Source organism: Streptomyces sp. NPDC042371 (genome assembly GCF_056437465.1).
The window spans coordinates 148,087-171,107 of record NZ_JBWKAP010000005.1 but is presented as its reverse complement, the minus strand read 5'-3'; the positions used below and the strand labels follow the sequence as shown (position 1 = coordinate 171,107).

The window sequence follows — 23,021 nt, the reverse complement described above, 5'->3', positions numbered from 1 at the left end:
CAACCAGTTCTGCAAATCAGCTTCCGCTCCTGGCGTCCGGCCCTACTCTGAAGGGCAGTGCCGGTGGGGGCCGGTACTGATCAGGGGGCGAGACAGTCGGGTACGGCGCCCGGCATGGGGGTGGCGGCACAGCACGGCGGCGGCCGTGCGACCGCGTCGGCTCCCGCTCCGTGCGCCGTACCCGCACCAGCCGTTCTCCGATGATGGGGTATCCCCCGCTCCTTGAGGGAGCGTGGGGAAGGGGGTTTCTGTGGTTCGCATTCGAGTCCTGGTCGTCGACGACCATCGCATCTTCGCCGAGTCGCTGGCCGCCGCGCTCGCGGCCGAGCCGGACGTCGACGTGTCCGCGGCCGGCAGCGGTCCCGCCGCGCTGCGCTGCCTGGAGCGGGCGGTCAACGAAGGCCGCAGATACGACGTGCTGCTGGTCGACGCCGACCTCGGCAGTACCGCCAGCGCGATGCAGGGCACCCGCCCCCAAGCTCTCGGCTTCGCTCGACCAGGGGGGACCCCCATCGCAGCCCCCGTCCAGGAGGGGAACGCCGACGGGCTCGTCGACGGCATCTCCCTGGTGGCGGGCGTGCGTTCGGGGCAGCCCGCCGTGCGCACCGTCGTGCTCGCCGAGAAGGACGACCCGCGCCGCGCGGCCCTCGCGCTGCAGGCGGGCGCCTCCGGCTGGGTCGCCAAGGACTGCTCGCTCTCCCGTCTCCTGACGGTCATACGCGGCGTGCTCCGGGACGAGACCCACCTGCCGCCCGCCCTGCTCACCGGCGTCCTGCGCGAGCTGACCGCGGCCCGCAAGCACCGCACCGAGTCCGAGCGGCTCGTGGAGTCGCTGACCCCGCGCGAGCGGGAGGTGCTGCGCTGCATGGTGGCGGGCCTGGGCCGCAAGGCGGTCGCCGAGCGCCTCTTCCTCTCCCCGCACACGGTGCGTACGCACATGCAGAACGTGCTGGGAAAGCTGGGCGTCCACTCCACCCTCGCCGCCGTGGCGCTCGCCCGGCGCGCGGGCGTCGGCCCGGCCGACCTAGCCGGGGATGTTGTCGAACGGGGCGGTCAACTGGCGTAGCAGCCCGGCCAGTTCGCCGCGCTGCGCCCGGGAGAGCTCCGCGAGGATCGCCCGCTCCTGTTCGAGCAGTCCGGCGAGGGCCTGGTCCGCGCGGTCCCGGCCCTCGGGGGTGAGGCGCACGAGGACGCCGCGGCGGTCGCTCGGGTCCGGCAGGCGCTCGACGAGGCCCTTCTTCGCGAGGCGGTCGATGCGGTTCGTCATCGTGCCGGACGTCACGAGGGTCTGGGTCAGGAGCTGGCCGGGGGAGAGCTGGTAGGGCGCGCCCGCGCGGCGCAGCGACGTCAGGACGTCGAACTCCCACGGCTCCAGGTTGTGCTCGGAGAAGGCGAGCCTGCGGGCCCGGTCCAGATGCCGCGCGAGCCTGCTCACGCGGCTGAGCACCTCGAGTGGTTCCACGTCGAGGTCAGGGCGCTCCCGGCGCCACGCTGCGACCAGCCGATCGACCTCGTCCTCCATGGCGATCAGTGTAGGGGGTCTGTCGACATGAAGTCTCTTGACGTCAAGATACCTCGGGTTCAGGATGAGGTCAGATGCCCGTCACCCGAGGAGCTCCACATGCCGCAGGCCGCTGCCACCTGGGATCCCCACCAGTACCTTCGCCACGCCGACCACCGCTCCCGCCCCTTCGTCGACCTGCTCGCCCGCGTCCCCGAACTCCCCGCCGAGGGCCGCCCGCCCCGCATCGCCGACCTCGGCTGCGGGCCCGGAAACGTCACGCGGCTGCTCGCGGACCGCTGGCCCACCGCGCACGTCACCGGCTTCGACAACTCCCCGGCGATGCTGGCCAGGGCGGACGAGCTGGCGGGCCCCACGGCAGGTGGCGGCCGCCTGGACTTCGCCCCTGCGGACGCCACGGACTGGACACCGCCCCCGGGTACGTACGACCTGATCCTCTCCAACGCCACCCTCCAATGGGTGCCGGGCCACCCCGACTCGTTCCCGGCGTGGATCGAGGCACTGGCCCCCGGCGGCACGTTCGCCTTCCAGGTACCGGGCAACTTCGACGCCCCCAGCCACGTCCTCATGCGGGAGCTGGCCGCGACCGAACGCTGGCGCGCCCGCCTCGGCGACGTCCTGCGCCACGCGGACGCGGTGCTCTCGCCCGGGGCGTACCTGGACCGGCTCGCGGACCTCGGCTGCGAGGTCGACGCCTGGGAAACGACGTACCAACACCTGCTCGTGGGCGAGGACCCGGTCCTGGACTGGGTGAAGGGCACGGGCCTGCGCCCGGTCCTGACGGCCCTGGCGGACGACTCCGCGGCGACGGAGGCCTTCCTCGCCGAGTACCGGCACCTGCTGCGCGAGGCGTATCCGGCGACGGGGCACGGCACGGTGTTCCCGTTCCGCAGGGTGTTCGCGGTGGCCCGCAGGACGGACGCGCCATGCTGACGTCCCTCGACCACGTCCAGCTGGCGGCCCCGCCGGGCAGCGAGCCTGCGCTGCGCGCGTACTACGTCGACGTGCTCGGCATGACGGAGGTCCCGAAGCCGTCGGCGCTCGCGGCACGCGGCGGCTGCTGGTTCGAGGCGGGGGCCGTCCGGCTGCACCTGGGCGTCGATGCGGACTTCAGGCCTGCGGGGAAGGCTCACCCCGGGCTCCTCGTACGGGACATCGGGGCGTACGCGGGCCGTCTCGTCGCGCACGACGCCGAGGTCGTCTGGGACGAGGGCATGCCGGGACACCGCCGCTTCTACTCGCGGGACCCGGTGGGGAACCGGCTCGAATTCCTCGAACCAGTGGCGGTGGCTACGGCGTGCGGCCCAGGTGCGTGACGAGAATGCGGATGACGTCGTCGTCGATCAGGTAGAGGGCGCGGTGATCGCCGACTCGTAGGCGCCGCACTGTGGGGCCGTACGCCGTGGAGTTGGTCGGGCGGGGGCGCTCGGAGAGCGAGTCGACGGCTTCGTAGAGGGCGGCAAGGCCTACGGGGTCGTCCTTGAGGTACCGGACGGCCGCGTTCGTGGCGCCCGGTTCCCAGATGATCTGGTGGGTCACGGGCGCAGCCCCAGCAGCCGCCCGACTTCCTCGTGCGGGATGCCCTCTTCGAGGGTGCCCTCCGCCTTGCGGCGCTGGAAGTCGGCGAGTGCCAGGGCGTCTTCGAGATCCTCTATGACTTGCGGCGAAACGAGGAGAGCGGCCACGTGCCCGTGGTCGGTGAGGGCGATGGTCTCGCGGCCGTGGGCGGCTCGGCGCACCAGGTCGCCCAGCTGGGCGCGAGCGGCGCTGATCGCAATCTCGGTCATATGACGAGAGTGCACAACATTAATCTTGTGGTCAATGTGTGGCCAGGGCTTGCCTGGCCCCCTCAGCTCTTGCGGTGGCCTATCAGGCGGGGCTTCGGTTCCAGGCCGTCCAGGCCGTGCCAGGCCAGGTTGACCAGGTGTGCGGCCACCTCCGCCTTCTTCGGCTTGCGGGCGTCCAGCCACCACTGGCCCGTCAGCGCGACCATGCCGACCAGCGCCTGCGCGTACAGGGGGGCCAGCTTCTGGTCGAAGCCGCGGCCCTTGAACTCCTGGCCGAGGATGTCCTCGACCTGCGTCGCGATGTCGGAGATCAGGGATGCGAAGGTGCCGGTGGACTGGGCCACCGGGGAGTCGCGGACCAGGATGCGGAAGCCGTCCGTGTACGTCTCGATGTAGTCGAGCAGGGCGAACGCCGCCTGTTCGAGGAGCTCCCGGGGATGCCCGGCGGTGAGCGCGCTCGTCACCATGTCCAGGAGCTGCCGCATCTCGCGGTCCACCACGACCGCGTACAGCCCCTCCTTCCCGCCGAAGTGCTCGTACACCACCGGCTTGGAGACCCCCGCCTTCGCGGCGATCTCCTCCACCGACGTGCCCTCGAAGCCCTTCGCGGCGAACAGGGTGCGGCCGATGTCCAGCAGCTGTTCCCGGCGCTCGGCACCCGTCATCCGGGTCCGCCGGGCACGCCGGGGCTGCTTCTCTTTGCTGGAGGGGCTTGAATTGCTGGAGTCGGTCGCCACGTCGTCAATCATGCCGCCTCGGAGGCGGTAACCCCGCGGCGGGACTCCGCCTCGCCCTCCGGCTTGCGGCGCGCGTCGATGCGCGACTGCGACGGCCACCGCACGTCGTACGCCAGACCCAGCTGCTCGCACCAGCGGATGATCCGCGCCGACGAGTCGACCTGGCCCTTCATCACCCCGTGCCGCGCCGACGTCGGGTCGGCGTGGTGCAGGTTGTGCCAGGACTCGCCGCAGGACAGCACCGCGAGCCACCACACGTTGCCCGAGCGGTCACGGGACTTGAAGGGGCGCTTGCCCACCGCGTGGCAGATCGAGTTGATCGACCACGTGACGTGGTGCAGCAGCGCGACGCGGACCAGCGACCCCCAGAAGAAGGCCGTGCACGCACCCCACCACGACATCGTCACCAGACCGCCGACCACCGGCGGGATCGCCAGCGACACGATCGTCCAGAGCAGGAACTGCCGCGAGATCCGGCGGATCGCCGGGTCCTTGACCAGGTCCGGCGCGTACTTCTCCTGTGACGTCTGCTCCTCGTCGAACATCCATCCGATGTGCGCCCACCACAGGCCCTTCATCAGGGCGGGGACCGTCTCACCGAAGCGCCAGGGGGAGTGCGGGTCGCCCTCCGCGTCCGAGAACTTGTGGTGCTTGCGGTGGTCGGCCACCCAGCGGACCAGAGGCCCCTCGACCGCCATGCTGCCCGCGACCGCCAGCGCGATCCGCAGCGGCCGCTTCGCCTTGAAGGAGCCGTGCGTGAAATAGCGGTGGAAGCCGATGGTGATGCCGTGGCACCCCAGGTAGTACATGAAGACGAGCAGGCCCAGGTCCAGCCAGCTCACGCCCCAGCCCCAGGCCAGCGGCACCGCGGCGACCAGGGCGAGGAAGGGGACGGTGATGAACAGCAGCAGGGCGACCTGTTCGAGCGAGCGTTTCTGCTCGCCGCCCAGCGTCGCCATGGGCGCCTGGGCGGCGGAGCTCGCGCCCGCCGGTGAAGCGTCTTCGATCACATCGGAGTCGGAGTACGCATCGGAGGTTGTCGTCATGGGCACGTCCCCTGTGGGGTCGAGGGTTGAGGTGGGAGCAGTGCACGGGCACGGTTCCCGCAATGGCTGCAACGGCTGTTGTGCCGCGTTTCCTACGGTTCCGTAACCTACGGCGACGTAAGTATGGCAGTGCGGAGCCCCGCGGCAAGAGGCCGCGAGCTCCGTGCCCGATGTGACACCTATCCTTGGAGACGGTCGGACAGCGCGGTCCGCTCTGTATCTCCCCCGGTATCCCCACCGGGGACCCCTCCCAGTCTTGAAGCGCTTCAACACTGCAAGGAGCCGCACCTGTGAGCAGTGCCGACGACCAGAGCCAGCAGGCCACCAGCACCGCCAGCACCGAGCTGCGCGCCGACATCCGCCGCCTCGGCGACCTGCTCGGCGAGACCCTCGTACGCCAGGAGGGCCCCGAGCTCCTCGAACTGGTCGAAAAGGTCCGCCGCCTGACGCGCGAGGACGGCGAGGCAGCAGCCAACCTCCTCGGCGGTACGGAACTGGAGACCGCGGCCAAGCTGGTCCGCGCCTTCTCCACCTACTTCCACCTGGCCAACGTGACCGAGCAGGTCCACCGCGGCCGCGAGCTGCGCGCCCGGCGCGCCGCCGAGGGCGGCCTGCTCTCGCGCACCGCCGACCGGCTCAAGGACGCCGACCCGGAGCACCTGCGCCAGACCGTGCAGCACCTCAACGTGCGCCCCGTCTTCACCGCGCACCCCACCGAGGCGGCCCGCCGCTCCGTGCTCAACAAGCTCCGCCGCGTCGCCGAGCTCCTGGAGACGCCGGTCATCGAGTCGGACCGGCGCCGCCACGACATCCGCCTGGCCGAGAACATCGACCTGGTGTGGCAGACCGACGAGCTCCGCGTGGTGCGCCCCGAGCCCGCCGACGAGGCCCGCAACGCCATCTACTACCTCGACGAGCTGCACGCGGGCGCCGTCGGCGACGTCCTGGAGGACCTCACCGCGGAGCTGGAGCGCGTCGGCGTCGAGCTGCCCGAGGGCACCCGCCCGCTCAGCTTCGGCACCTGGATCGGCGGCGACCGCGACGGCAACCCCAACGTGACCCCGCAGGTCACCTGGGACGTCCTGATCCTCCAGCACGAGCACGGCATCAACGACGCGCTCGACATGATCGACGAGCTGCGCGGCTTCCTCTCGAACTCGATCCGCTACACCGGAGCCACCGAGGAGCTGAAGGCCTCCCTCCAGTGCGACCTGGAGCGGCTGCCCGAGATCAGCCCCCGCTACAAGCGCCTCAACTCCGAGGAGCCCTACCGCCTCAAGGCCACCTGCATCCGGCAGAAGCTGGAGAACACCAAGGAGCGCCTGGCCAAGGGCGTCCCGCACGAGGAAGGCCGTGACTACCTCGGCACCGCCGAGCTCCTGCACGACCTCACGCTCATCCAGACCTCGCTGCGCGAGCACAAGGGCGCCCTCTTCGCCGACGGCCGGATGAACCGCACCATCCGCACCCTCGCCGCGTTCGGCCTCCAGCTGGCCACCATGGACGTACGCGAGCACGCGGACGCCCACCACCACGCGCTCGGCCAGCTCTTCGACCGTCTCGGCGAGGAGTCCTGGCGGTACACGGACATGCCCCGCGACTACCGCCAGAAGCTCCTCGCCAAGGAGCTCAGGTCCCGGCGCCCGCTCGCGCCGTCCCCGGCGCCGCTGGACGCCGCGGGCGAGAAGACCCTCGGCGTCTTCCTCACCGTGAAGAAGGCCCTTCAGGTCTTCGGGCCCGAGGTCATCGAGTCGTACATCATCTCGATGTGCCAGGGCGCGGACGACGTGTTCGCCGCGGCGGTCCTCGCGCGCGAGGCGGGCCTCATCGACCTGCACGCGGGCTGGGCGAAGATCGGCATCGTGCCGCTCCTGGAGACCACCGACGAGCTGCGCGCCGCCGACGTCATCCTCGACGAGATGCTCGCCGACCCGTCGTACCGCCGTCTCGTGGCCCTGCGCGGCGACGTGCAGGAGGTCATGCTCGGCTACTCGGACTCCTCCAAGTTCGGCGGCATCACCACCTCCCAGTGGGAGATCCACCGCGCCCAGCGCAGGCTCCGTGACGTCGCGCACCGCTACGGCGTGCGCCTGCGCCTCTTCCACGGCCGCGGCGGCACCGTCGGCCGCGGCGGCGGCCCCTCGCACGACGCGATCCTCGCGCAGCCGTGGGGCACGCTGGAGGGCGAGATCAAGGTGACCGAGCAGGGCGAGGTCATCTCCGACAAGTACCTCGTGCCTTCGCTGGCCCGCGAGAACCTGGAACTGACCGTCGCGGCGACGCTGCAGGCCTCCGCCCTGCACACCGCCCCGCGCCAGTCCGACGAGGCCCTCGCCCGCTGGGACGCCGCGATGGACGTCGTCTCGGACGCCGCGCACTCCGCGTACCGCAAGCTGGTCGAGGACCCGGACCTGCCGACGTACTTCCTCGCGTCGACCCCGGTCGACCAGCTCGCCGACCTGCACCTCGGCTCCCGGCCCTCCCGCCGCCCCGGCTCGGGCGTGTCGCTGGACGGCCTGCGCGCCATCCCGTGGGTGTTCGGCTGGACCCAGTCGCGGCAGATCGTGCCGGGCTGGTTCGGCGTCGGCTCGGGCCTGAAGGCGCTGCGCGAGGCGGGCCTGGACACCGTCCTCGACGAGATGCACGAGCACTGGCACTTCTTCCAGAACTTCGTCTCCAACGTCGAGATGACGCTCGCGAAGACGGACCTGCGGATCGCCAGGCACTACGTGGACACCCTCGTGCCCGACGAGCTCAAGCACGTCTTCACCATGATCGAGGAAGAGCACGAGCTGACCGTCCGCGAGGTCCTGCGCATCACCGGCGGGGAAGAGCTCCTCGGCTCTTCTCCGGCCCTGCAGCAGACCTTCGCGATCCGCGACGCCTACCTGGACCCGATCTCGTACCTCCAGGTCGCCCTCCTCAAGCGCCAGCGCGACGAGGCGGCCGCGGGCACCGAGCCCGACCCGCTGCTCGGACGGGCCCTGCTGCTCACCGTCAACGGTGTCGCGGCGGGACTGCGCAACACCGGCTGACCCGGCAGGCACTCCGCGAAGGGCCCCGCACCGCTCCGGCGGCGCGGGGCCCTTCGCCGTCCGGTCCCGCCCCGGGTTCAGCCTCTGATCAGGTGAAACGGCGGTCGTACGGAGTGGTCATACGGCATTTCGCGGCACATCGGGGAGCACAGTGAACGGGTCCTGAAGTTCCCCACGCCGCTCGGGAGCACCGTGACCCCCGTCAGCCCCGTTCATGAACGGCACCGCCGCCACCTCGCTCCGGCGCTCGCCGTCCTGTTCGCGCTCCTCGCGGCGCTCACCCTCGTCCCGTACGGAACCGCCCACGCCGACGCCCGCATGGCCGTCCGCCTGGACCCGGCGACCTCGCCCGTCCCCTCCGGCGACCACGTCACGTACAACGCGAACATCCAGTGCTCGATCCCCGGCGACTGCCAATCGGTGACCGTCACCTTCACACCGCCGCCGGGTGCCTCCGGGCCCGGCCAGGTCTCCCGGCCCTACCCGCCGGGCGTCACGGCCGTCACGCCGAACGCCGACGGCACCGTGACCGTCACCTACGACGAGATCCCCAGCGGCCAGAGCTCCCAGCTCACCGTCAGCTGGCCCACCACGGACTACTGGACGGCCCCCGGCGGACAGACCGCCTCGATGTCCGCCACCGCGGCCAACGGCGACGGCACGCCGAGCACCGACACGGCCTCGGTCGACGTCACCGCCGAACCCAACCCGGCGATCACCAAGGAGGGCCCGAAGGCGGCCCGCCCCGGCGACACCGTCACCTACAAGGTCACGGCCACCAACGACCCGCGCAACGCCAACCGGCCGCGCGGCAACCTCGCCCTGGAGAACACGGTCCTGACCGACGTGCTGCCCAAGGGCGTGGACCTCGTCGACGCCACCCCCGCCGGGTACACCTACGACCCCGCGACCCGCACCATCAGCTGGCCCGTGGACACCGAACCCGGCCGCCCCGGCGACCAGCTGGCGCAGGTCAAGGAGTATCCGTACGGCGTCGTCCACGAGATCAGGGTCAAGGTGCGCGACGACGTCGCCGACGACACCGTGCTCACCGACACCGCCACCATCATGGGCGATCCGTACGGCCCCGGCACCGGCAAGATCTCCAAGGACGCCACCGCCGACACCACCGTCGGCACCGGTTCGGGCACGGTCTCCGGCACCCTCGACAAATCCGTCGACGCCCCCCTCGCGGGCAACGGCCAGCGCCTTTCGTACGTGCTTCGTTTCAGCAACACCGGCACCGCCCCCGCCGACGTCCGCCTCACCGACGCCCTGCCCAAGGGCTTCGACGCCACCACCCTGCGCGTGTCCACCCCCGCGGGCGGCACCTACAGCGGTGCCTGGACCGCCGTGGTGACCCGGCGCGACGGCAGCACCGACACGCTGACGCCCAGCGGGCAGCAGGTCGACCTCGGCGACGACCCCGTCTCCGTGCGCATCGACGTGCCGGGCCTCGCCGCGGGAGCCGGACTCGTCGCCCAGTTCGTGGGCCGCGCCGACGCCACCGAGGTCCCCGGCGGCAGCGGCGACGTACGCAACTGCGCGCAGCTCGAACTCACCGGCCGCGGCGGCGGCACCGCAGAGGAGGAGGACTGTGCCACCTTCCGCATCGAGCCCGAGGTCGCCCAGCCCGAACTCAGCAAGTCCACCGACCCGGCGCCCGTCGGCCCCGGCGGCACCCACACCTGGCGCGTGACGATGCGCAACGACCGCTACCGCACGGACTCCTCGCCGCTGCGCCCCCGCTTCGTCGACCTGGTGCCACGCCAGCTCACCTACGAGCCCGGGTCCTGGGCCCTCGCGGACGGCCAGCCCGCGTACTGCCCCGCCGCGGACCGCTACACCGAGAAGGTCAGCGCGGGACCCGACGGCCGCACCCGCGTCGAGCTCACCGCCGACCGCGGCGCGGAGATCCCGGCGAACGACTCCACGTGCGTGTACGAGTTCCGCACCACGGTCAGGCCCGGCGTGGCCAGCGGCACCTACAGCGGAACGCCGGGCGACGCCGACTACCGCGGCAACCGCGGCGGGCTCTACGACGCGCAGCGCCCCATCAACACCCGCGAGACCGACACCCACGACATCAACGGCAACGGCGACTCCACCGAGAAGGTCGCCGAGGCCACCGACGACTTCGCCATCGCCCAGTCCGCGTCGCTCTTCGTCACCAAGGAGGTCAAGGGCGACAAGGACAGCACGTTCCAGGGCTCGGCCGAAGTGCCGGGCAAGGAGGACGAGGTCGGCCGGGCCACCGCGGGCGGCACCGTCGAGTACCGCACGGTTCTCGGCAACATGGGCAACACCGACCTCACCAATGTCGTCGCGTACGACCTGCTGCCCGCGCCCGGCACGACCGGCACGACCAGTGGGCGCTACGGCGACGACGTGACCAGCGAGTGGCGTCCCGTCCTCACCGGCCCCATCGACGCGGGTTCCGCGCCGGTGACGATCACGTACTCGGTGAAGGCCGACCCGTGTCGGCCCGAGATGGACAACACCCCCGACAACAGCGCGCCGTTCCAGTGTGGCGGCAAGCCCGACCCGACGTTCGTGTCCGCCTCGGCCGTGACCGACTGGAGCAAGGTCCGGTCCGTCCGCTTCGACTTCGACGGGCATGTGTTCGGTGCGGGGGAGCGCTACACCCTGCGGTGGCGCATGAAGGTGCCCGAGCGGGCCGCGGGCGGCACGCCGTTCGGTGGCGGGGAGCGCACCTGGAACAAGATCGCCATTGCGGGTGACCGGCGGGAGCCGGACGGCACGATTCGGTCGTTGCTTGCGACGGAGGCGCCGTGGGTGGTGGCGGAGGTCGGGGTGTCTCCGACGGTTCCTCCGACGGAGCCGCCCACCGATCCGCCTACGGAGCCGCCGACGGAGCCGCCGACCGAGCCGCCCACGGAGCCCCCTACGACTCCTCCCACGGAGCCGCCCACCGTGCCGCCGACGGTTCCTCCGACCGTGCCGCCCACCGTGCCTCCCACGGAGCCGCCGACGCTTCCGGAGACCGGGTCCTCGCTCATTCCGCTTGCGGCGGGGCTCGCTACGGCGCTGACCGCCGCGGGCGGGGTGTTCTTCGCCGCTACGCGGCGGAGGGGGCGGCACTCCTAGTCGCCCGGGTGCGGGCGGGCTGTGGCTGATCGCGCAGTTCCCCGCGCCCCTAAAAACATCTCCGCACCCCGTCAGCCCCGCCCGTGCTCAGAACGCCAGCGTCGCGAAGGATGCCGTCAGTAGGGCCGTGCCCGAGAGGGCCAGGCCCCAGGCCGTGCGGCGTAGGCGGAGGCCGCCTGCTACCACCACTGAGGAGAGGAGGAGCGCGCCCCCGAAGGGGAGCCAGGCGTGGAGGAAGCCCGGGCCGCCCGTGCGGACCGCGTCGTGCGTGCCCGGCTTGAGGGCGACCGGGATCCGTTCGCCCTTCTTCTCCGCGATGGAGCGCTCGATCACGACCCGTCGGCGGGGGCCCGTGCCGTGGGACGAGGAGGCGTACCAGCCGACGCACGCGTCGGAGTCGCAGCGGGTCACCGTCATCACGCCGCGCTCACGGCCCTCCGTCAGCATCACGTGCCGCGCGGTGCCCCAGGACGCCCACACGCCCGCGACGAGCAGCAGCACGGCGAGCGCGCCCATGGCCGTGCGGCGGCCGAGGAGCAGCAGATTCATGGCCGGGATCCTTGGCCACTTGACTCCGCTCAGTCAACAGTGGGCAGAACGGACCCCGGGCGGGATCCCGGGGCGAACCTCAGGAGTTGTACATGCTCTGCGCGCGCTCCAGACCCTCCGTGACCAGCGCCTCGACCGCGTCGGCCGCCCGGTCCACGAAATAGTCGAGCTCCTTGCGCTCCGTCGAGGAGAAGTCCTTCAGGACGAAGTCCGCGACCTGCATGCGGCCCGGCGGACGGCCGATCCCGAAGCGCACCCGGTGGTAGTCCGGGCCCATCGCCTTCGTCATCGACTTCAGACCGTTGTGGCCGTTGTCGCCGCCGCCCAGCTTCAGCCGCAGCGTGCCGTGGTCGATGTCCAGCTCGTCGTGGACCGCGACGATGTTCGCCGTCGGGACCTTGTAGAAGTCGCGGAGCGCCGTGACCGGACCGCCCGAGACGTTCATGTACGACATGGGCTTGACCAGGATGACGCGGCGGCTCGCCGGGCCGGGCGCCCCGATGCGGCCCTCGACCACCTGTGCCTGCGCCTTGCCCGCCCGCTTGAACTTGCCGCCCATGCGCTGCGCGAGCAGGTCGGCCACCATGAAGCCCACGTTGTGCCGGTTCATGGCGTAGTCGGGGCCCGGATTGCCGAGGCCCGCGATCAGCCAGGGGGCGCTGGCGTCGGTCGTCACGTGCATGTCTCCTTCATACGCGCATTACTGGCTCATGGGCTCATACGCGGCAGCCGCCGCCCCCAGCGGGAGCGGCGGCTGCCGTGCTGTACGTGCGTCGCGAGGCTCAGGCCTCGGCGGCGGCGTCGCCCGCGGCGTCGTCGGCCGGGGCCTCCTCGGCCTGCGCGGACAGGACCTGGAGGACGACGGTGTCTTCCTCGACGGCCAGCGTGCTGCCGGCGGGGAGCGGGATGTCCTTGGCGAGGACGGAGGAACCGGCGTCCAGGCCCGCGACGGAGACGGTGACCGACTCCGGGATGTGGGTGGCCTCGGCCTCGACCGGGAGGGTGTTCAGGACGTGCTCGAGCAGGTTGTTGCCCGGCGCCAGGTCGCCCTCGGTGTGGACGGGGATCTCGACGGTGACCTTCTCGCCGCGCTTCACGATGAGCAGGTCGACGTGCTCGAGGATGCCGATGCGGAGGGCGTCGCGCTGGACGGCCTTCGGGATGACGAGCTCGCTCTTGCCTTCGATGTCCAGGTTGATCAGGACGTTCGAGGACTTCAGCGCCATGAGGGTGTCGTGGTGCGGAAGGGCGATGTGGATCGGGTCCGCACCGTGGCCGTAGACAACGGCGGGCAGCTTGTCGGCGCGACGCAGACGGCGGGCGGCGCCCTTGCCGAACTCGGTACGGGTCTCGGCGGTGATCTTCACCTCGGACATGTGCACTCCTCGTACATGCAGTGACGGAAAAGAAATCGGTCACCCGGCCACGAAACGGCCTGCTACGAAGAGCGCGTCGATAACGGACAGCCGCACAAAAAGTGCGGCCTCCCTCGCCGAGCAACTTCAGCAGTCTACTCGGCGCGGGAGGCCGCACCAAAAGGATCTTCAGAGACCCCGGACGAGCCAGTTCCTACTGCTCGTCGAAGAGGCTCGTCACCGAGCCGTCCTCGAAGACCTCACGGACCGCGTTCGCGATCGTCGGCGCGATCGAGAGCACCGTGATCTTGTCGAGCTCCAGCTCGTGCGGCGTCGGCAGCGTGTCCGTGAAGACGAACTCGCTCACCTTGGAGTTCTTCAGACGGTCCGCGGCCGGGCCGGAGAGCACACCGTGCGTCGCCGTCACGATGACGTCCTCCGCGCCGTGCGCGAACAGGGCGTCGGCGGCGGCGCAGATCGTGCCACCCGTGTCGATCATGTCGTCGACCAGGACGCAGACGCGGCCCTTCACCTCACCGACGACCTCGTGCACGGTGACCTGGTTGGCGACGTCCTTGTCGCGGCGCTTGTGGACGATCGCCAGCGGGGCGCCGAGGCGGTCGCACCAGCGGTCGGCGACGCGCACGCGCCCGGCGTCGGGGGAGACCACGGTCAGCTTCGAGCGGTCGACCTTCGCGCCCACGTAGTCCGCGAGGATCGGCAGCGCGAACAGGTGGTCGACGGGGCCGTCGAAGAAGCCCTGGATCTGGTCGGTGTGCAGGTCGACGGTGAGGATGCGGTCGGCACCCGCGGTCTTCATCAGGTCGGCGATCAGGCGCGCCGAGATCGGTTCACGTCCGCGGTGCTTCTTGTCCTGCCGCGCGTAACCGTAGAACGGCACGATGACGGTGATGGAGCGGGCCGACGCGCGCTTCAGCGCGTCGATCATGATCAGCTGCTCCATGATCCACTTGTTGATCGGAGCGGTGTGGCTCTGGATCAGGAAGCAGTCGGCGCCGCGCGCCGACTCCTGGTAGCGGACGTAGATCTCGCCGTTGGCGAAATCGAAGGCCTTCGTCGGCACGATGCCGACACCCAGCTTGTGTGCGACCTCCTCGGCCAACTCGGGGTGGGCGCGGCCGGAGAAGAGCATCAACTTCTTCTCGCCGGTCGTCTTGATCCCGGTCACAGCACTGTCTCCTCAGAGAGTTCGTCCCGCTGCCGTACTCACGCGTCCCGGTGCGTCGAGTCGGCCGATTGTGTGCACCTATCACGGTACGCCGTGTCAGACGCACCTGTTTCCGGTCAGCTTGCGCTGTCCGGCTCCCGGGACGCCGCCTCCGCCGCCTTCGCGGCCGCGCTCCCCGGACGCTTACGGGCCACCCAGCCCTCGATATTCCTTTGCTGGCCCCGCGCGACGGCCAGCGAACCCGCCGGCACGTCCTTCGTGATCACGGACCCGGCGGCGGTATAGGCACCGTCCCCGACCGTGACAGGAGCCACAAACATGTTGTCCGAACCCGTGCGGCAGTGGGACCCCACCGTCGTGTGGTGCTTGGACTGGCCGTCGTAGTTCACGAAGACGCTCGCGGCACCGATGTTGGAGTGCTCACCGATCGTCGCGTCGCCCACGTACGACAGGTGCGGCACCTTCGAGCCGTCGCCGATCGTCGCGTTCTTCATCTCCACATACGTACCCGCCTTGGACTTCACTCCAAGCCGGGTGCCGGGCCGCAGATACGCGAACGGGCCGACGATGGCCTGGTCCCCGATCTCCGCGCTGTCCGCGACGCTGTTGTCCACGCGCGCACCGGCGCCCACCGAGGTGTCCTTCAGCCGCGTGTTCGGGCCGACCTCCGCGCCCTTACCCAGGTGCGTGGCGCCGTGCAGCTGGGTGCCCGGGTGGACGATCGCGTCGCGCTCGAACGTCACCGTCGAGTCCACCCACGTGGATGCGGGGTCCACGACCGTCACACCGGCGAGCATCGCGCCGGTCAGCAGCCGGTCGTTCAACGTGCGGCGGGCCTGTGCCAGTTGGACGCGGTTGTTGATGCCCGCGATCTCCTCGTGGTCGTCCGCCACGGCGGCGCCGACGCGGTGCCCGGCCTCGCGCAGGATCCCCAGGACATCGGTCAGGTACTCCTCGCCCTGGCTGTTGTCCGTGCGGACCTTGCCGAGCGCCTCCGAGAGGAGTCGGCCGTCGAAGGCGAAGACCCCGGAGTTGATCTCGCGGATCTCGTGCTGCGACTCGGTCGCGTCCTTGTGCTCGACGATCGCCGTGACGGAGCCGTCGGTGATGTCGCGCACGATGCGGCCGTAGCCGGTCGCGTCCGGCACCTCGGCGGTCAGCACGGTCACGGCGTTGCCGTCGCCGCTGTGCACGGCGGCGAGCTTCTGCAGCGTCGCGCCGGTCAGCAGGGGGGTGTCACCGCAGACCACCACGACGGTGCCCTCCACCGAGCCGCCGAGCTCATCGAGCCCGATGCGGACGGCGTGCCCCGTGCCGTTCTGCTCGGCCTGGTAGGCGGTGCGGACCTGCGGGGCGATGGCCCCCAGGTGCTCGCGGACCTGGTCGCTCTGGAAACCGACGACGGTGACGAGCTGCTCGGGCGAGAGCGCGGAGGCGGCGTGGAGCACGTGCCCGATGAGGGAACGTCCACAGATGTCGTGCAGGACCTTGGGCCGGTCCGACTTCATACGGGTGCCCTCACCCGCTGCGAGGACGACGACGGCTGCCGGGCAGGTTGCGCTCACGGGGGATGCCCTTCGGCTTCGGATGGGTTGGGGTTCCTCTGTGGGAGGACATCCGCAGGATACCGGGGCGTAGTGGCGTGGAAATGAGGGCGGGTCCCGACCTCGGCGGTCAGGACCCGGAGAAAAAGCGCAGCTCCCCCATCAGGATTCGAACCTGAACAGACGGTACCAAAAACCGCAGTGCTGCCTGATTACACCATGGGGGATCAATCTCGAACGAACCGGACATTCCGTCAGGTTGCCGAGTCGGCACGCAACACTATGCCGTACCGAGCCCCTCCGACGCGACGGTGGAGATCGGCATCCGGTCGCGGAATGCGGACGTCCGCTCCTAAACCATGAGGGGTTCAGCAGTTCGAGGGATAACGGCAGGTTTCGCTTCCGGTCGAACAGGGCGTGTGCTGGATCACCGAGCCGGAAACTCACCGGAAAACCGGGGCGGAACGCCCGTACGCTGGAAGACATGACCACGACGGGGGACGACCGCACCACGGCCATGACCGGGCCGTGGTGGTGGGAGCGGTGGCGCGGTGCCGCGCTGGATGTGGGGCTCGCCCTGCTCTCCGCGGCGGAGTGCGGGGCGGAGGGAGTGGCCTTCGCGCGGGACGCGGGGCTGCCCGTGCCGGTGGGGATCGGCTTCGGTGTGCTCGCGGGTGCCTCGCTGCTGATCCGGCGGCGCTGGCCGATCGCCGTCGTCCTGATATCGATCGCGATCACGCCCGCCCAGATGGGCGTCCTGCTGACCGTCGTGGGCCTGTACACCCTGGCCGCGTCGGAGCTGCCGCGCCGCATCACCGGCGCCCTGGCCGGAATGTCGATGGCGGGCACCCTGGTCGTCGCGCTGGTGCGGGCCAACCAGGACATGGCGGAGGGCAGCCCCTCGATCGGCAGTGAGTTCATCCCGTTCTTCGCGGTGACCGCCGCGGTCGGGGTGACCGCGCCGCCGGTGCTCCTCGGGTTGTACGTGGGAGCGCGCCGTCGCCTCGTGGAGGGCATGCGCGAGCGCGCGGACAGCCTGGAGCGCGAGCTGCAGCTCCTCGCGGAGCGCGCCGAGGAGCGCGCGGAGTGGGCGCGGAACGAGGAGCGGACGCGGATCGCCCGCGAGATGCACGACGTGGTGGCGCACCGGGTGAGCCTGATGGTGGTGCACGCGGCGGCGCTGCAGGCGGTGGCGCGGAAGGACCCGGAGAAGGCGGTCAGGAACGCCGCGCTGGTCGGCGACATGGGCCGCCAGGCGCTGACCGAGCTGCGCGAGATGCTCGGGGTGCTGCGGACCGTCGACGGCACGAAGGCGAAGACCGAGAAGTCCGCCGAGCCGCTGCCGCTGGCCGCGGTGGGCTTCGCGGCCGCCGCGGCGGCGTCGCGCGCGGTGGACGAGGACGGCCCGAGCCTCGCGGAGCTCGACGAGCTGGTGGGCCAGTCGCGGGCGGCGGGGATGGCGGTGGACCTGTCGGTGGAGGGCGACCCGCGCGACTATGCGGCCGATGTGGAACAGACGGCGTACCGGGTGGTGCAGGAGGCGCTGACCAACGTCCACAAGCACGCGGCGGGCGCCAAGACGTATGTGCGGCTCGCGCACCGCCATGCGGAGATCGCGATGCAGGTGGAGAACGAACCCCCGCCGGAGGCCGACGCCTCGGCCGACGCCCGCCTGCCGAGCGGCGGCAACGGCCTGGTGGGCATGAAGGAACGTGTCACCGGCCTCGGCGGGGTGTTCGTGTCGGGCCCGACGGACGGCGGCGGCTTCCGGGTGTCGGCGGTCCTGCCCGCGGGGGCCGTGGTGGCGGGGTAGTCGGCCCGGTGTCCCCGGGCCGTCTCCCTCAGCTATATGCCCGAGCTCGCCGACAGGCGGGTGGGCTGGGCGCCGGTGATGAGGGTGGCCAGGGCCTGGTCGATGTGGGCGCCGAGGAACCAGTCGCCGCTGTGGTCGAGGCTGTAGACACGGCCCTCGGTGTCGATGGCGAGCAGCGCCTGGGTGTCCGGCTCCTCGCCGATGGGGCAGACCTCGGTGTCCAGGGCGCGGCCCAGGTCGCCGAGCGTGCGGGCGAGGTGGAGGCCGTACATCGGGTCGAGGTGCACGGTCGCGGGCGCTATCTGGCGGCCGGGGCCCTGCGGGGTGATGTGCAGGCCGCCGAATTCGGCCCAGGCCTCGACGGCCGCGGGGAAGACGGTGTGCCGGTGCCCGGCCGGTGAGGTGTGGCGGCGCAGTGCGTCGGCCCAGATCTCGGCCTGCTTTATGTCCCAGTGGCCGGGACGCCAGCCCGCGGCGCGGAGCGCGGCGTCTACGGGGACGGGGAAGCGGGTGCTGCCGCCGGTGCCGGGTGCGGCGGCCGTGGCGGGGTGGTCCGGGTGCATGGGGTGGTGGCCCTCGTTCGGTGGTGGGGGCGGGCGGCAGGCGGGGGTCCGAGGACAGGCGCTCAGGCCTCGGTGGCCGTGGGGTCGACGACGCGGACGCCGAAGTGGGCCGTGAGGGCGGTACAGGAGCGGCAGGGCTGCGCGAAGTGGCCGTGCAGGGGGTCGCCGTCCTCGCGGATGCGGCGGGTGGTGAGTTTGGCGTGTTTGAGTGCCTTGCGGGCCTCGCCGTTGGTCATGGGTTTGCGCGAGGCGCGTTTGGAGCGGCTCGCGTCGGCCGCCGTGAGGTGGCGGGAGACGAGGATGGCCTCGGCGCAGCGGCCGGTGAAGCGCTCGCGCTGCCCGCTGGTGAGGGCGTCAAGGAAGTCCTGGACGAGCGGGTGGAGCGTGGGGGGCTCCTCGCCGCGGCCCGCGGTGCACGTGAGGGTGGTCTGTCCGCGCACGGAGAGGGCGGCGGCGACGGTGGGCAGGATGCCGTCGCGGCGTTGGCGCAGGACGGGTGCGTGGGCGGCGGTGGCGCTCCAGCCGACGCGTGGGTCCCCGGCGGCCTGTGCGGCGGTCGGGACCGTGCCCCGGGCCGCGCCGTCGTCGGTCGTGGCGCCTGCCGTCGTGGACAGCGTGTGGCCGGACATGCCGCTCTGTGCCGTCTGCATCGTTCTCTTCCCTCCCCCTGCTCGCGGTCGTCACCGCGCGTACAACGCCCCCGCGTCGCGGGGACAGCCTGCCAAATGGGGCGGGTGGTGCGGAAGCTGGGGCACTGCGACACGCCTGGCTTTCCGTCGGGTTTCGTCACACGGTGACCGTCCGGTGGCTGGTGGTCATGGAACCGGAGGCCCGGTGACCGGTGTCGTCCTTGCGCATAGGCTGTGTCGACATCGCAGGACCAGAAACCGCAGAAACCGAATCAGAATCTTCCACAGTGCCGCAGGGGGCAACCGCCATGACGACAGGTCGGCTGGGGCAGCAGTCCGCGCCGCCGAACGCGGCCTACGCCGGGCAGGTAGTGCACTTCCCGGATCCGGTCCGTGCCGCCCGCCATCCCAGAGGTGTGCGGGTGGACGAGCACGGTTACCCGGATTTCTCGGCGTACGCCCGCGCGGCCGCAGAGATCGCCGAGCCCCCGGAGGGCTTCGGTGTCGACGAACTGCGCCTGACGGACTACGTGTCGGCGAACGCGGCGCTCGCGGCGGCGGGCCACGACCTGTGGGACACGATTCCCGCGGTGGCGACCCCGCACGGCTGGACCTGGCACCACGTGCCGAACAGCCGCCGTCTCGAACTGGTCCCCGTCGAGGTGAAGGCGCTGCTGCGGCACCACGGCGGCATCGCGACGACGACGGTGGACCAGAACAAGAGGGGGACGCGTCCGCTGCAGGAGACGCGTCCGGCCCACTTCGACCTGCCGAAGGCCTCGGTCGCGGTGACGGAGCAGCAGGTGCAGGGCGTCGAGGAGGACCTCGGCTACCGGCTGCCGGGCGCCTACCGCTCGTTCCTGAAGGCCGCGGGCGGCTGTGCGCCGGTCGGCGCCGCGCTCGACGCCGAGCTGGGGCTCCTCGTGGACCAGCCGTTCTTCACGGTGCGGGACGAGGCCGCGGTCAACGACCTGGTGTACGTGAACAAGTGCCTGCGCGACCATCTCACCAAGGACTATCTGTGCGTCGGTTTCGTGCAGGGCGGTCTGCTCGCGGTGAAGGTCAAGGGCGACCGCATCGGCTCGGTGTGGTTCTGTGCGTACGACGACGCGCGTGACGTCTCGGAAGCGGCCGGGTGGCCCCCGGCCGAGCGGGTGCGGCAGCTGCTGCTGCCGTGCGGCGACGACTTCGACGCGTTCCTGTCCCGGCTCGCGGGCAATCCGCCGGAGCTGGAGACCGTGGCGAACCTGATGGTGGACGGCGGCTTCGCGCAGGCCGTCCCCGTGTCCTCGGGTGGGGAGTGACGTAACGATGGTGACCTTCGCGCAGGCGCAGGAGCGCGCCGAGGAATGGATCAACGGCGATGTGCCCGGCTACCAGCACCGTGAGGTGCGGGTCCGGGAGTTCGAACTCGGATTCGTGGTGTGGGCCGAGGACCGGGAGAACGGTCCGGTGTCCGACGGCGGCGGGCAGCGGCTCGTGATCGCCCGGGACAGCGGCGAGGCCACGCTCTGGCCGAGCCTCGCGGTGGGCGAGGTGATCCGGCGGTACGAGGAGGAGTACGGGCTGCCGGACGCGGTGCCGGAGGATGCGCCGCCGACTCCGCCTGAGCGGGTCGACCTCAATCAGACGTCGTTCCTGCTGACTCCTCCGGAGTGGCTCCAGGAGGCGGCGGACAAGCTCGGCATCCCGGACCGGCGTGCGAACGCGGGGAGTTCGGAGCCGGAGGCTCCGGCGGCGCCTGCCGCTCCTGCCGCGCCCGTGGCCCCTGCCGCGGCCGCCGCTCCTGAAGCCCCCGCCGCGCCTGCCGCTCCCGGTGGCGGTACGCCGTGGCCCGCGGCCGGTGGTTCCGTCGGGGACGACGTCCCCGCGCCCGACGACAGCCTGCCCGCGACGTCCGCGGGCGTGCCCGCAGGGGCGACCCCGTGGGCCGGTACGGACACCAACGCCGACGCGGGCGAGGACCATTCGGTGCCGCTGCCCGCGACGGTGTTCGCGCCCCAGCTGACCGATCTGGGCGACGAGACCCCGCCCCCGGCCACCGCGCCCGAGGCCAAGACGGCCCTGATGCACGGGGGCAGCCAGCTGCCTGCGACGTCGATCGCGCCCGCGCTGGGCAACAACCAGGCGCCCGCGCCGTCCGCCCCCGCGCCGTCCGCCCCCGCCGGGCCGCCGCCGAACGCGCCGCAGCCGCCCGCCGGTTCGCCGACGCCTCCGCCGCCGAGCGTCCCCGACGCCTCCGCGTACGGATATCCGCAGCCGCCCGCCGCTCCGGGGGCCGGGGACATCGCGGACGCCGCCACCAGCAAGGCGGGTGCGCCGCCGCCCTCCGGGCCCGGCGCTCCCGGCACGCCCGCCGGTGGTTACGTTCCGACGCAGCTCGTCTCCTCACTGGGCCCGGACGGCCCGCAGCCGCCCGGAGCCCCCGCCGCGCCTGCCGCCCCGGCACCGCCGACGCCGCCTGGTGCGCCCGGTGCGCCCCAGCCTCCTGGCCCGCCCGGTGCTCCCGGTGCCCCTGGTGCCCCGCAGCCTCCCGGCCTGCCCGGCGCTCCCGGTACGCCTCCGGGTGCTGTGCACCACGCGGCGACGATGCTGGCCGACCCGAGCCTGGGCGGCGGGCTGAAGCCGCCCGGTGCGCCTGGTGCTCCTGGCGCGCCTGGTGCGCCCCAGCCTCCTGGCCCGCCCGGCGCTCCGGGTGCGCCTGGTGCCCCGCAGCCTCCCGGTCCGCCCGGTGCCCCGGGTGCCCCTGGCGCGCCCCAGCCCCCCGGCCCGCCCGGCGCTCCCGGTACGCCTCCCGGTGGTGTGCACCACGCGGCGACGATGCTGGCCGACCCGAGCCTGGGCGGTGGCCTGAAGCCGCCCGGTGCGGCTGGTGCTCCCGGTGCGCCCCAGCCTCCTGGCCCGCCCGGAGCCCCCGGTGCGCCCGGCGCCCCCCAGCCCCCCGCCCCGCCCGGCGCCCCCCAGCCCCCCGGCGGCGGCGTCCACCACGCCGCGACGATGCTGGCCGGACCCGCGGTCGGCGGCCCCGGCGCCCCCGGCATGCCTCCGCCGCCCGCACCGGGCCAGCAGGTCCCCGGCGCTCCCGGCGCTCCCGGAATGCCCGGCCCCCCCGGCGGGCAGCCCTACGGCTACCCCCAGCAGCCCACCGGTCAGCCGACCGTCGGCCCCGGCTACCAGGCCGTGCTGCGCTACCGCGCGGCCGACGGTTCCGAGCAGCAGCTCATCCGCCGTTCGGCGCCCGGCACTCCGCACCCGGAGTGGCAGATCCTGCACGAGCTGCGCGGCATGAACGTGCCGCCGCAGCAGGTGCTCGAACTCCACACCGAGCTGGAGTCCTGCGAGCTGCCCGGCGCGTACTGCGCGCGCATGATCAGGGAGACCTGGCCGCAGGCGCGGATCACGTCGATCGCCCCGTACGGCAGGGACCACGCGTCCCGTCGGCAGGGCATGCAGCAGCTCCTCGCGCACCAGGGCGAGCTGCACCAGGTCGCGGACGGCCCCGCGAGGCCCGCGCCGGTGCGAGCCCCGCTGCAGCAGATGCCGCCCGCGCCCGCGATCCCGCCGGAAGGCGTCGCGCAGGAGCTGGCCGGGGCCTTCGGGCCCGGCGTCTTCCGGTTCGACCAGCGGGCCGTGTCGCGCCAGGGCGTGCCGGACATCGTGGCGCACACCCTCGTCGTGGCGGGGCTGCCCGTCGACTTCGGGCCGTTCTTCTGGGCGCAGGCGCAGCCGGGACGTCCGGTGCCGACGCTGGCGGAGCTGGCGCAGGAGCGCGGGGTGCAGCCTGCGTCCGACGCGGGGTCGTACCTGGTCATGGGCAGCGACTTCGGGCGTGCGCTGTGCGTGCAGTACGGCACGGCGAACATAGTGGCGGTGCCGGTCGAGGCCGGTCCCGGCGGTGCGCCTGTGCCGCCGCAGTTCGTGAACACGGGGCTGCCCGAGTTCGCGCGCTGCATGGCGCTGCTCGGCCGCATGTGGCGGCTGCGCTTCGGGCTCAACCAGGAGCAGGCGGGCCGCTGGACCGTCGACTTCCAGAACCAGCTGGCCGCGCTGGACCCGGCGGCGCTCGCGTCGCCGGAGAGCTGGTGGTCGGTGCTCCTCGAGCAGATGTGGGACGGGCTGCTGTAGCCCGCTGCGGTACGTGAGT

At 72.0% G+C, this 23,021-nt stretch carries 20 protein-coding genes and 1 tRNA gene; 8 read left to right on the top strand and 13 right to left on the bottom strand.

What is annotated here, in order from left to right; translation table 11 throughout:
• Positions 1–250 precede the first annotated feature (250 nt).
• Positions 251–1,066, top strand: a complete 816-nt coding sequence (locus tag AC068B_RS16835; RefSeq protein ID WP_478672271.1) for a LuxR C-terminal-related transcriptional regulator — start codon at positions 251–253, stop codon at positions 1,064–1,066.
• Here AC068B_RS16835 and tamR read toward each other — a convergent pair.
• Positions 1,025–1,522 carry a MarR family transcriptional regulator TamR gene (tamR, locus tag AC068B_RS16830; RefSeq protein ID WP_356263126.1) on the bottom strand — a complete coding sequence of 166 codons (498 nt, stop codon included), beginning with the start codon at positions 1,520–1,522 and terminating at the stop codon, positions 1,025–1,027. The two genes, AC068B_RS16835 and tamR, sit on opposite strands and share 42 nt — an antisense overlap.
• A gap of 99 nt (positions 1,523–1,621) precedes the next feature.
• Between tamR and AC068B_RS16825 the strand changes: the two genes are divergently transcribed.
• Positions 1,622–2,455: a trans-aconitate 2-methyltransferase gene (locus AC068B_RS16825; RefSeq protein WP_478672270.1), complete on the top strand. Its 834-nt coding sequence runs from the start codon at positions 1,622–1,624 to the stop codon at positions 2,453–2,455.
• Positions 2,449–2,838, top strand: a complete 390-nt coding sequence (locus tag AC068B_RS16820) for a VOC family protein (RefSeq protein ID WP_478672269.1) — start codon at positions 2,449–2,451, stop codon at positions 2,836–2,838. The genes AC068B_RS16825 and AC068B_RS16820 overlap by 7 nt, the downstream gene beginning before the upstream one ends.
• Here the strand turns inward: AC068B_RS16820 and AC068B_RS16815 are convergent.
• From AC068B_RS16815 to AC068B_RS16800, 4 genes are all read right to left on the bottom strand, one after another.
• Complete coding sequence (locus AC068B_RS16815; protein ID WP_478672267.1) at positions 2,813–3,061, bottom strand: type II toxin-antitoxin system RelE family toxin; 249 nt, start codon at positions 3,059–3,061, stop codon at positions 2,813–2,815. The two genes, AC068B_RS16820 and AC068B_RS16815, sit on opposite strands and share 26 nt — an antisense overlap.
• Positions 3,058–3,309, bottom strand: coding sequence for a type II toxin-antitoxin system Phd/YefM family antitoxin (locus tag AC068B_RS16810; protein ID WP_478672266.1), 252 nt, complete (start codon positions 3,307–3,309; stop codon positions 3,058–3,060). Before AC068B_RS16810 ends, AC068B_RS16815 begins: the two co-directional genes overlap by 4 nt.
• 62 nt (positions 3,310–3,371) lie before the next feature.
• Positions 3,372–4,058, bottom strand: a complete 687-nt coding sequence (locus AC068B_RS16805) for a TetR/AcrR family transcriptional regulator (RefSeq protein ID WP_356263119.1) — start codon at positions 4,056–4,058, stop codon at positions 3,372–3,374.
• Positions 4,055–5,092 carry an acyl-CoA desaturase gene (locus tag AC068B_RS16800; RefSeq protein WP_478672265.1) on the bottom strand — a complete coding sequence of 346 codons (1,038 nt, stop codon included), beginning with the start codon at positions 5,090–5,092 and terminating at the stop codon, positions 4,055–4,057. Before AC068B_RS16800 ends, AC068B_RS16805 begins: the two co-directional genes overlap by 4 nt.
• 290 nt (positions 5,093–5,382) lie before the next feature.
• Here AC068B_RS16800 and ppc point away from each other — a divergent pair, with 290 nt between their 5' ends.
• On the top strand, positions 5,383–8,127 hold the full coding sequence (gene ppc / locus AC068B_RS16795; protein ID WP_478672264.1) for a phosphoenolpyruvate carboxylase: 2,745 nt from the start codon (positions 5,383–5,385) through the stop codon (positions 8,125–8,127).
• Positions 8,128–8,319: 192 nt separating this feature from the next.
• The gene (locus AC068B_RS16790; RefSeq protein WP_478672263.1) at positions 8,320–11,235 is read left to right on the top strand and encodes a hypothetical protein; all 2,916 of its coding nucleotides are present in this window, start codon (positions 8,320–8,322) and stop codon (positions 11,233–11,235) included.
• An 87-nt stretch (positions 11,236–11,322) separates the two neighbouring features.
• On the opposite strand, the gene AC068B_RS16785 is transcribed toward AC068B_RS16790, so the two are convergent.
• The 6 genes from AC068B_RS16785 to AC068B_RS16760 form a co-directional block, all read right to left on the bottom strand.
• Positions 11,323–11,784, bottom strand: a complete 462-nt coding sequence (locus tag AC068B_RS16785; RefSeq protein WP_478672262.1) for a hypothetical protein — start codon at positions 11,782–11,784, stop codon at positions 11,323–11,325.
• Positions 11,785–11,863: 79 nt separating this feature from the next.
• Positions 11,864–12,466, bottom strand: coding sequence for an aminoacyl-tRNA hydrolase (pth, locus tag AC068B_RS16780; protein WP_478672260.1), 603 nt, complete (start codon positions 12,464–12,466; stop codon positions 11,864–11,866).
• A gap of 100 nt (positions 12,467–12,566) precedes the next feature.
• Positions 12,567–13,160 carry a 50S ribosomal protein L25/general stress protein Ctc gene (locus tag AC068B_RS16775; protein ID WP_478672258.1) on the bottom strand — a complete coding sequence of 198 codons (594 nt, stop codon included), beginning with the start codon at positions 13,158–13,160 and terminating at the stop codon, positions 12,567–12,569.
• 193 nt (positions 13,161–13,353) lie between these two features.
• Positions 13,354–14,328 (bottom strand): ribose-phosphate diphosphokinase, encoded by a 975-nt coding sequence (locus AC068B_RS16770; protein WP_356263099.1) that lies wholly within the window; start codon positions 14,326–14,328, stop codon positions 13,354–13,356.
• A gap of 116 nt (positions 14,329–14,444) precedes the next feature.
• Positions 14,445–15,893, bottom strand: coding sequence for a bifunctional UDP-N-acetylglucosamine diphosphorylase/glucosamine-1-phosphate N-acetyltransferase GlmU (gene glmU / locus AC068B_RS16765; protein ID WP_478672256.1), 1,449 nt, complete (start codon positions 15,891–15,893; stop codon positions 14,445–14,447).
• 133 nt (positions 15,894–16,026) lie between these two features.
• A tRNA-Gln gene (locus AC068B_RS16760) sits at positions 16,027–16,099 on the bottom strand.
• 257 nt (positions 16,100–16,356) lie between these two features.
• On the opposite strand from AC068B_RS16760, the gene AC068B_RS16755 reads away from it, so the two are divergent.
• Positions 16,357–17,685, top strand: a complete 1,329-nt coding sequence (locus AC068B_RS16755) for a sensor histidine kinase (RefSeq protein ID WP_478672255.1) — start codon at positions 16,357–16,359, stop codon at positions 17,683–17,685.
• Between the two features lie 32 nt (positions 17,686–17,717).
• On the opposite strand, the gene AC068B_RS16750 is transcribed toward AC068B_RS16755, so the two are convergent.
• Complete coding sequence (locus AC068B_RS16750) at positions 17,718–18,248, bottom strand: SUKH-3 domain-containing protein (RefSeq protein WP_478672254.1); 531 nt, start codon at positions 18,246–18,248, stop codon at positions 17,718–17,720.
• A 62-nt stretch (positions 18,249–18,310) separates the two neighbouring features.
• Positions 18,311–18,898, bottom strand: a complete 588-nt coding sequence (locus tag AC068B_RS16745) for a YwqJ-related putative deaminase (RefSeq protein ID WP_478672253.1) — start codon at positions 18,896–18,898, stop codon at positions 18,311–18,313.
• Positions 18,899–19,185: 287 nt separating this feature from the next.
• Between AC068B_RS16745 and AC068B_RS16740 the strand changes: the two genes are divergently transcribed.
• Together AC068B_RS16740 and AC068B_RS16735 are read left to right on the top strand one after the other, a co-directional pair.
• Positions 19,186–20,181, top strand: a complete 996-nt coding sequence (locus AC068B_RS16740) for an SMI1/KNR4 family protein (protein WP_356263085.1) — start codon at positions 19,186–19,188, stop codon at positions 20,179–20,181.
• Between the two features lie 7 nt (positions 20,182–20,188).
• Entirely contained in the window at positions 20,189–23,002 is a 2,814-nt protein-coding gene (locus tag AC068B_RS16735; RefSeq protein ID WP_478672251.1) for an SUKH-4 family immunity protein, read from the top strand.
• The last annotated feature ends 19 nt before the right edge of the window (positions 23,003–23,021 follow it).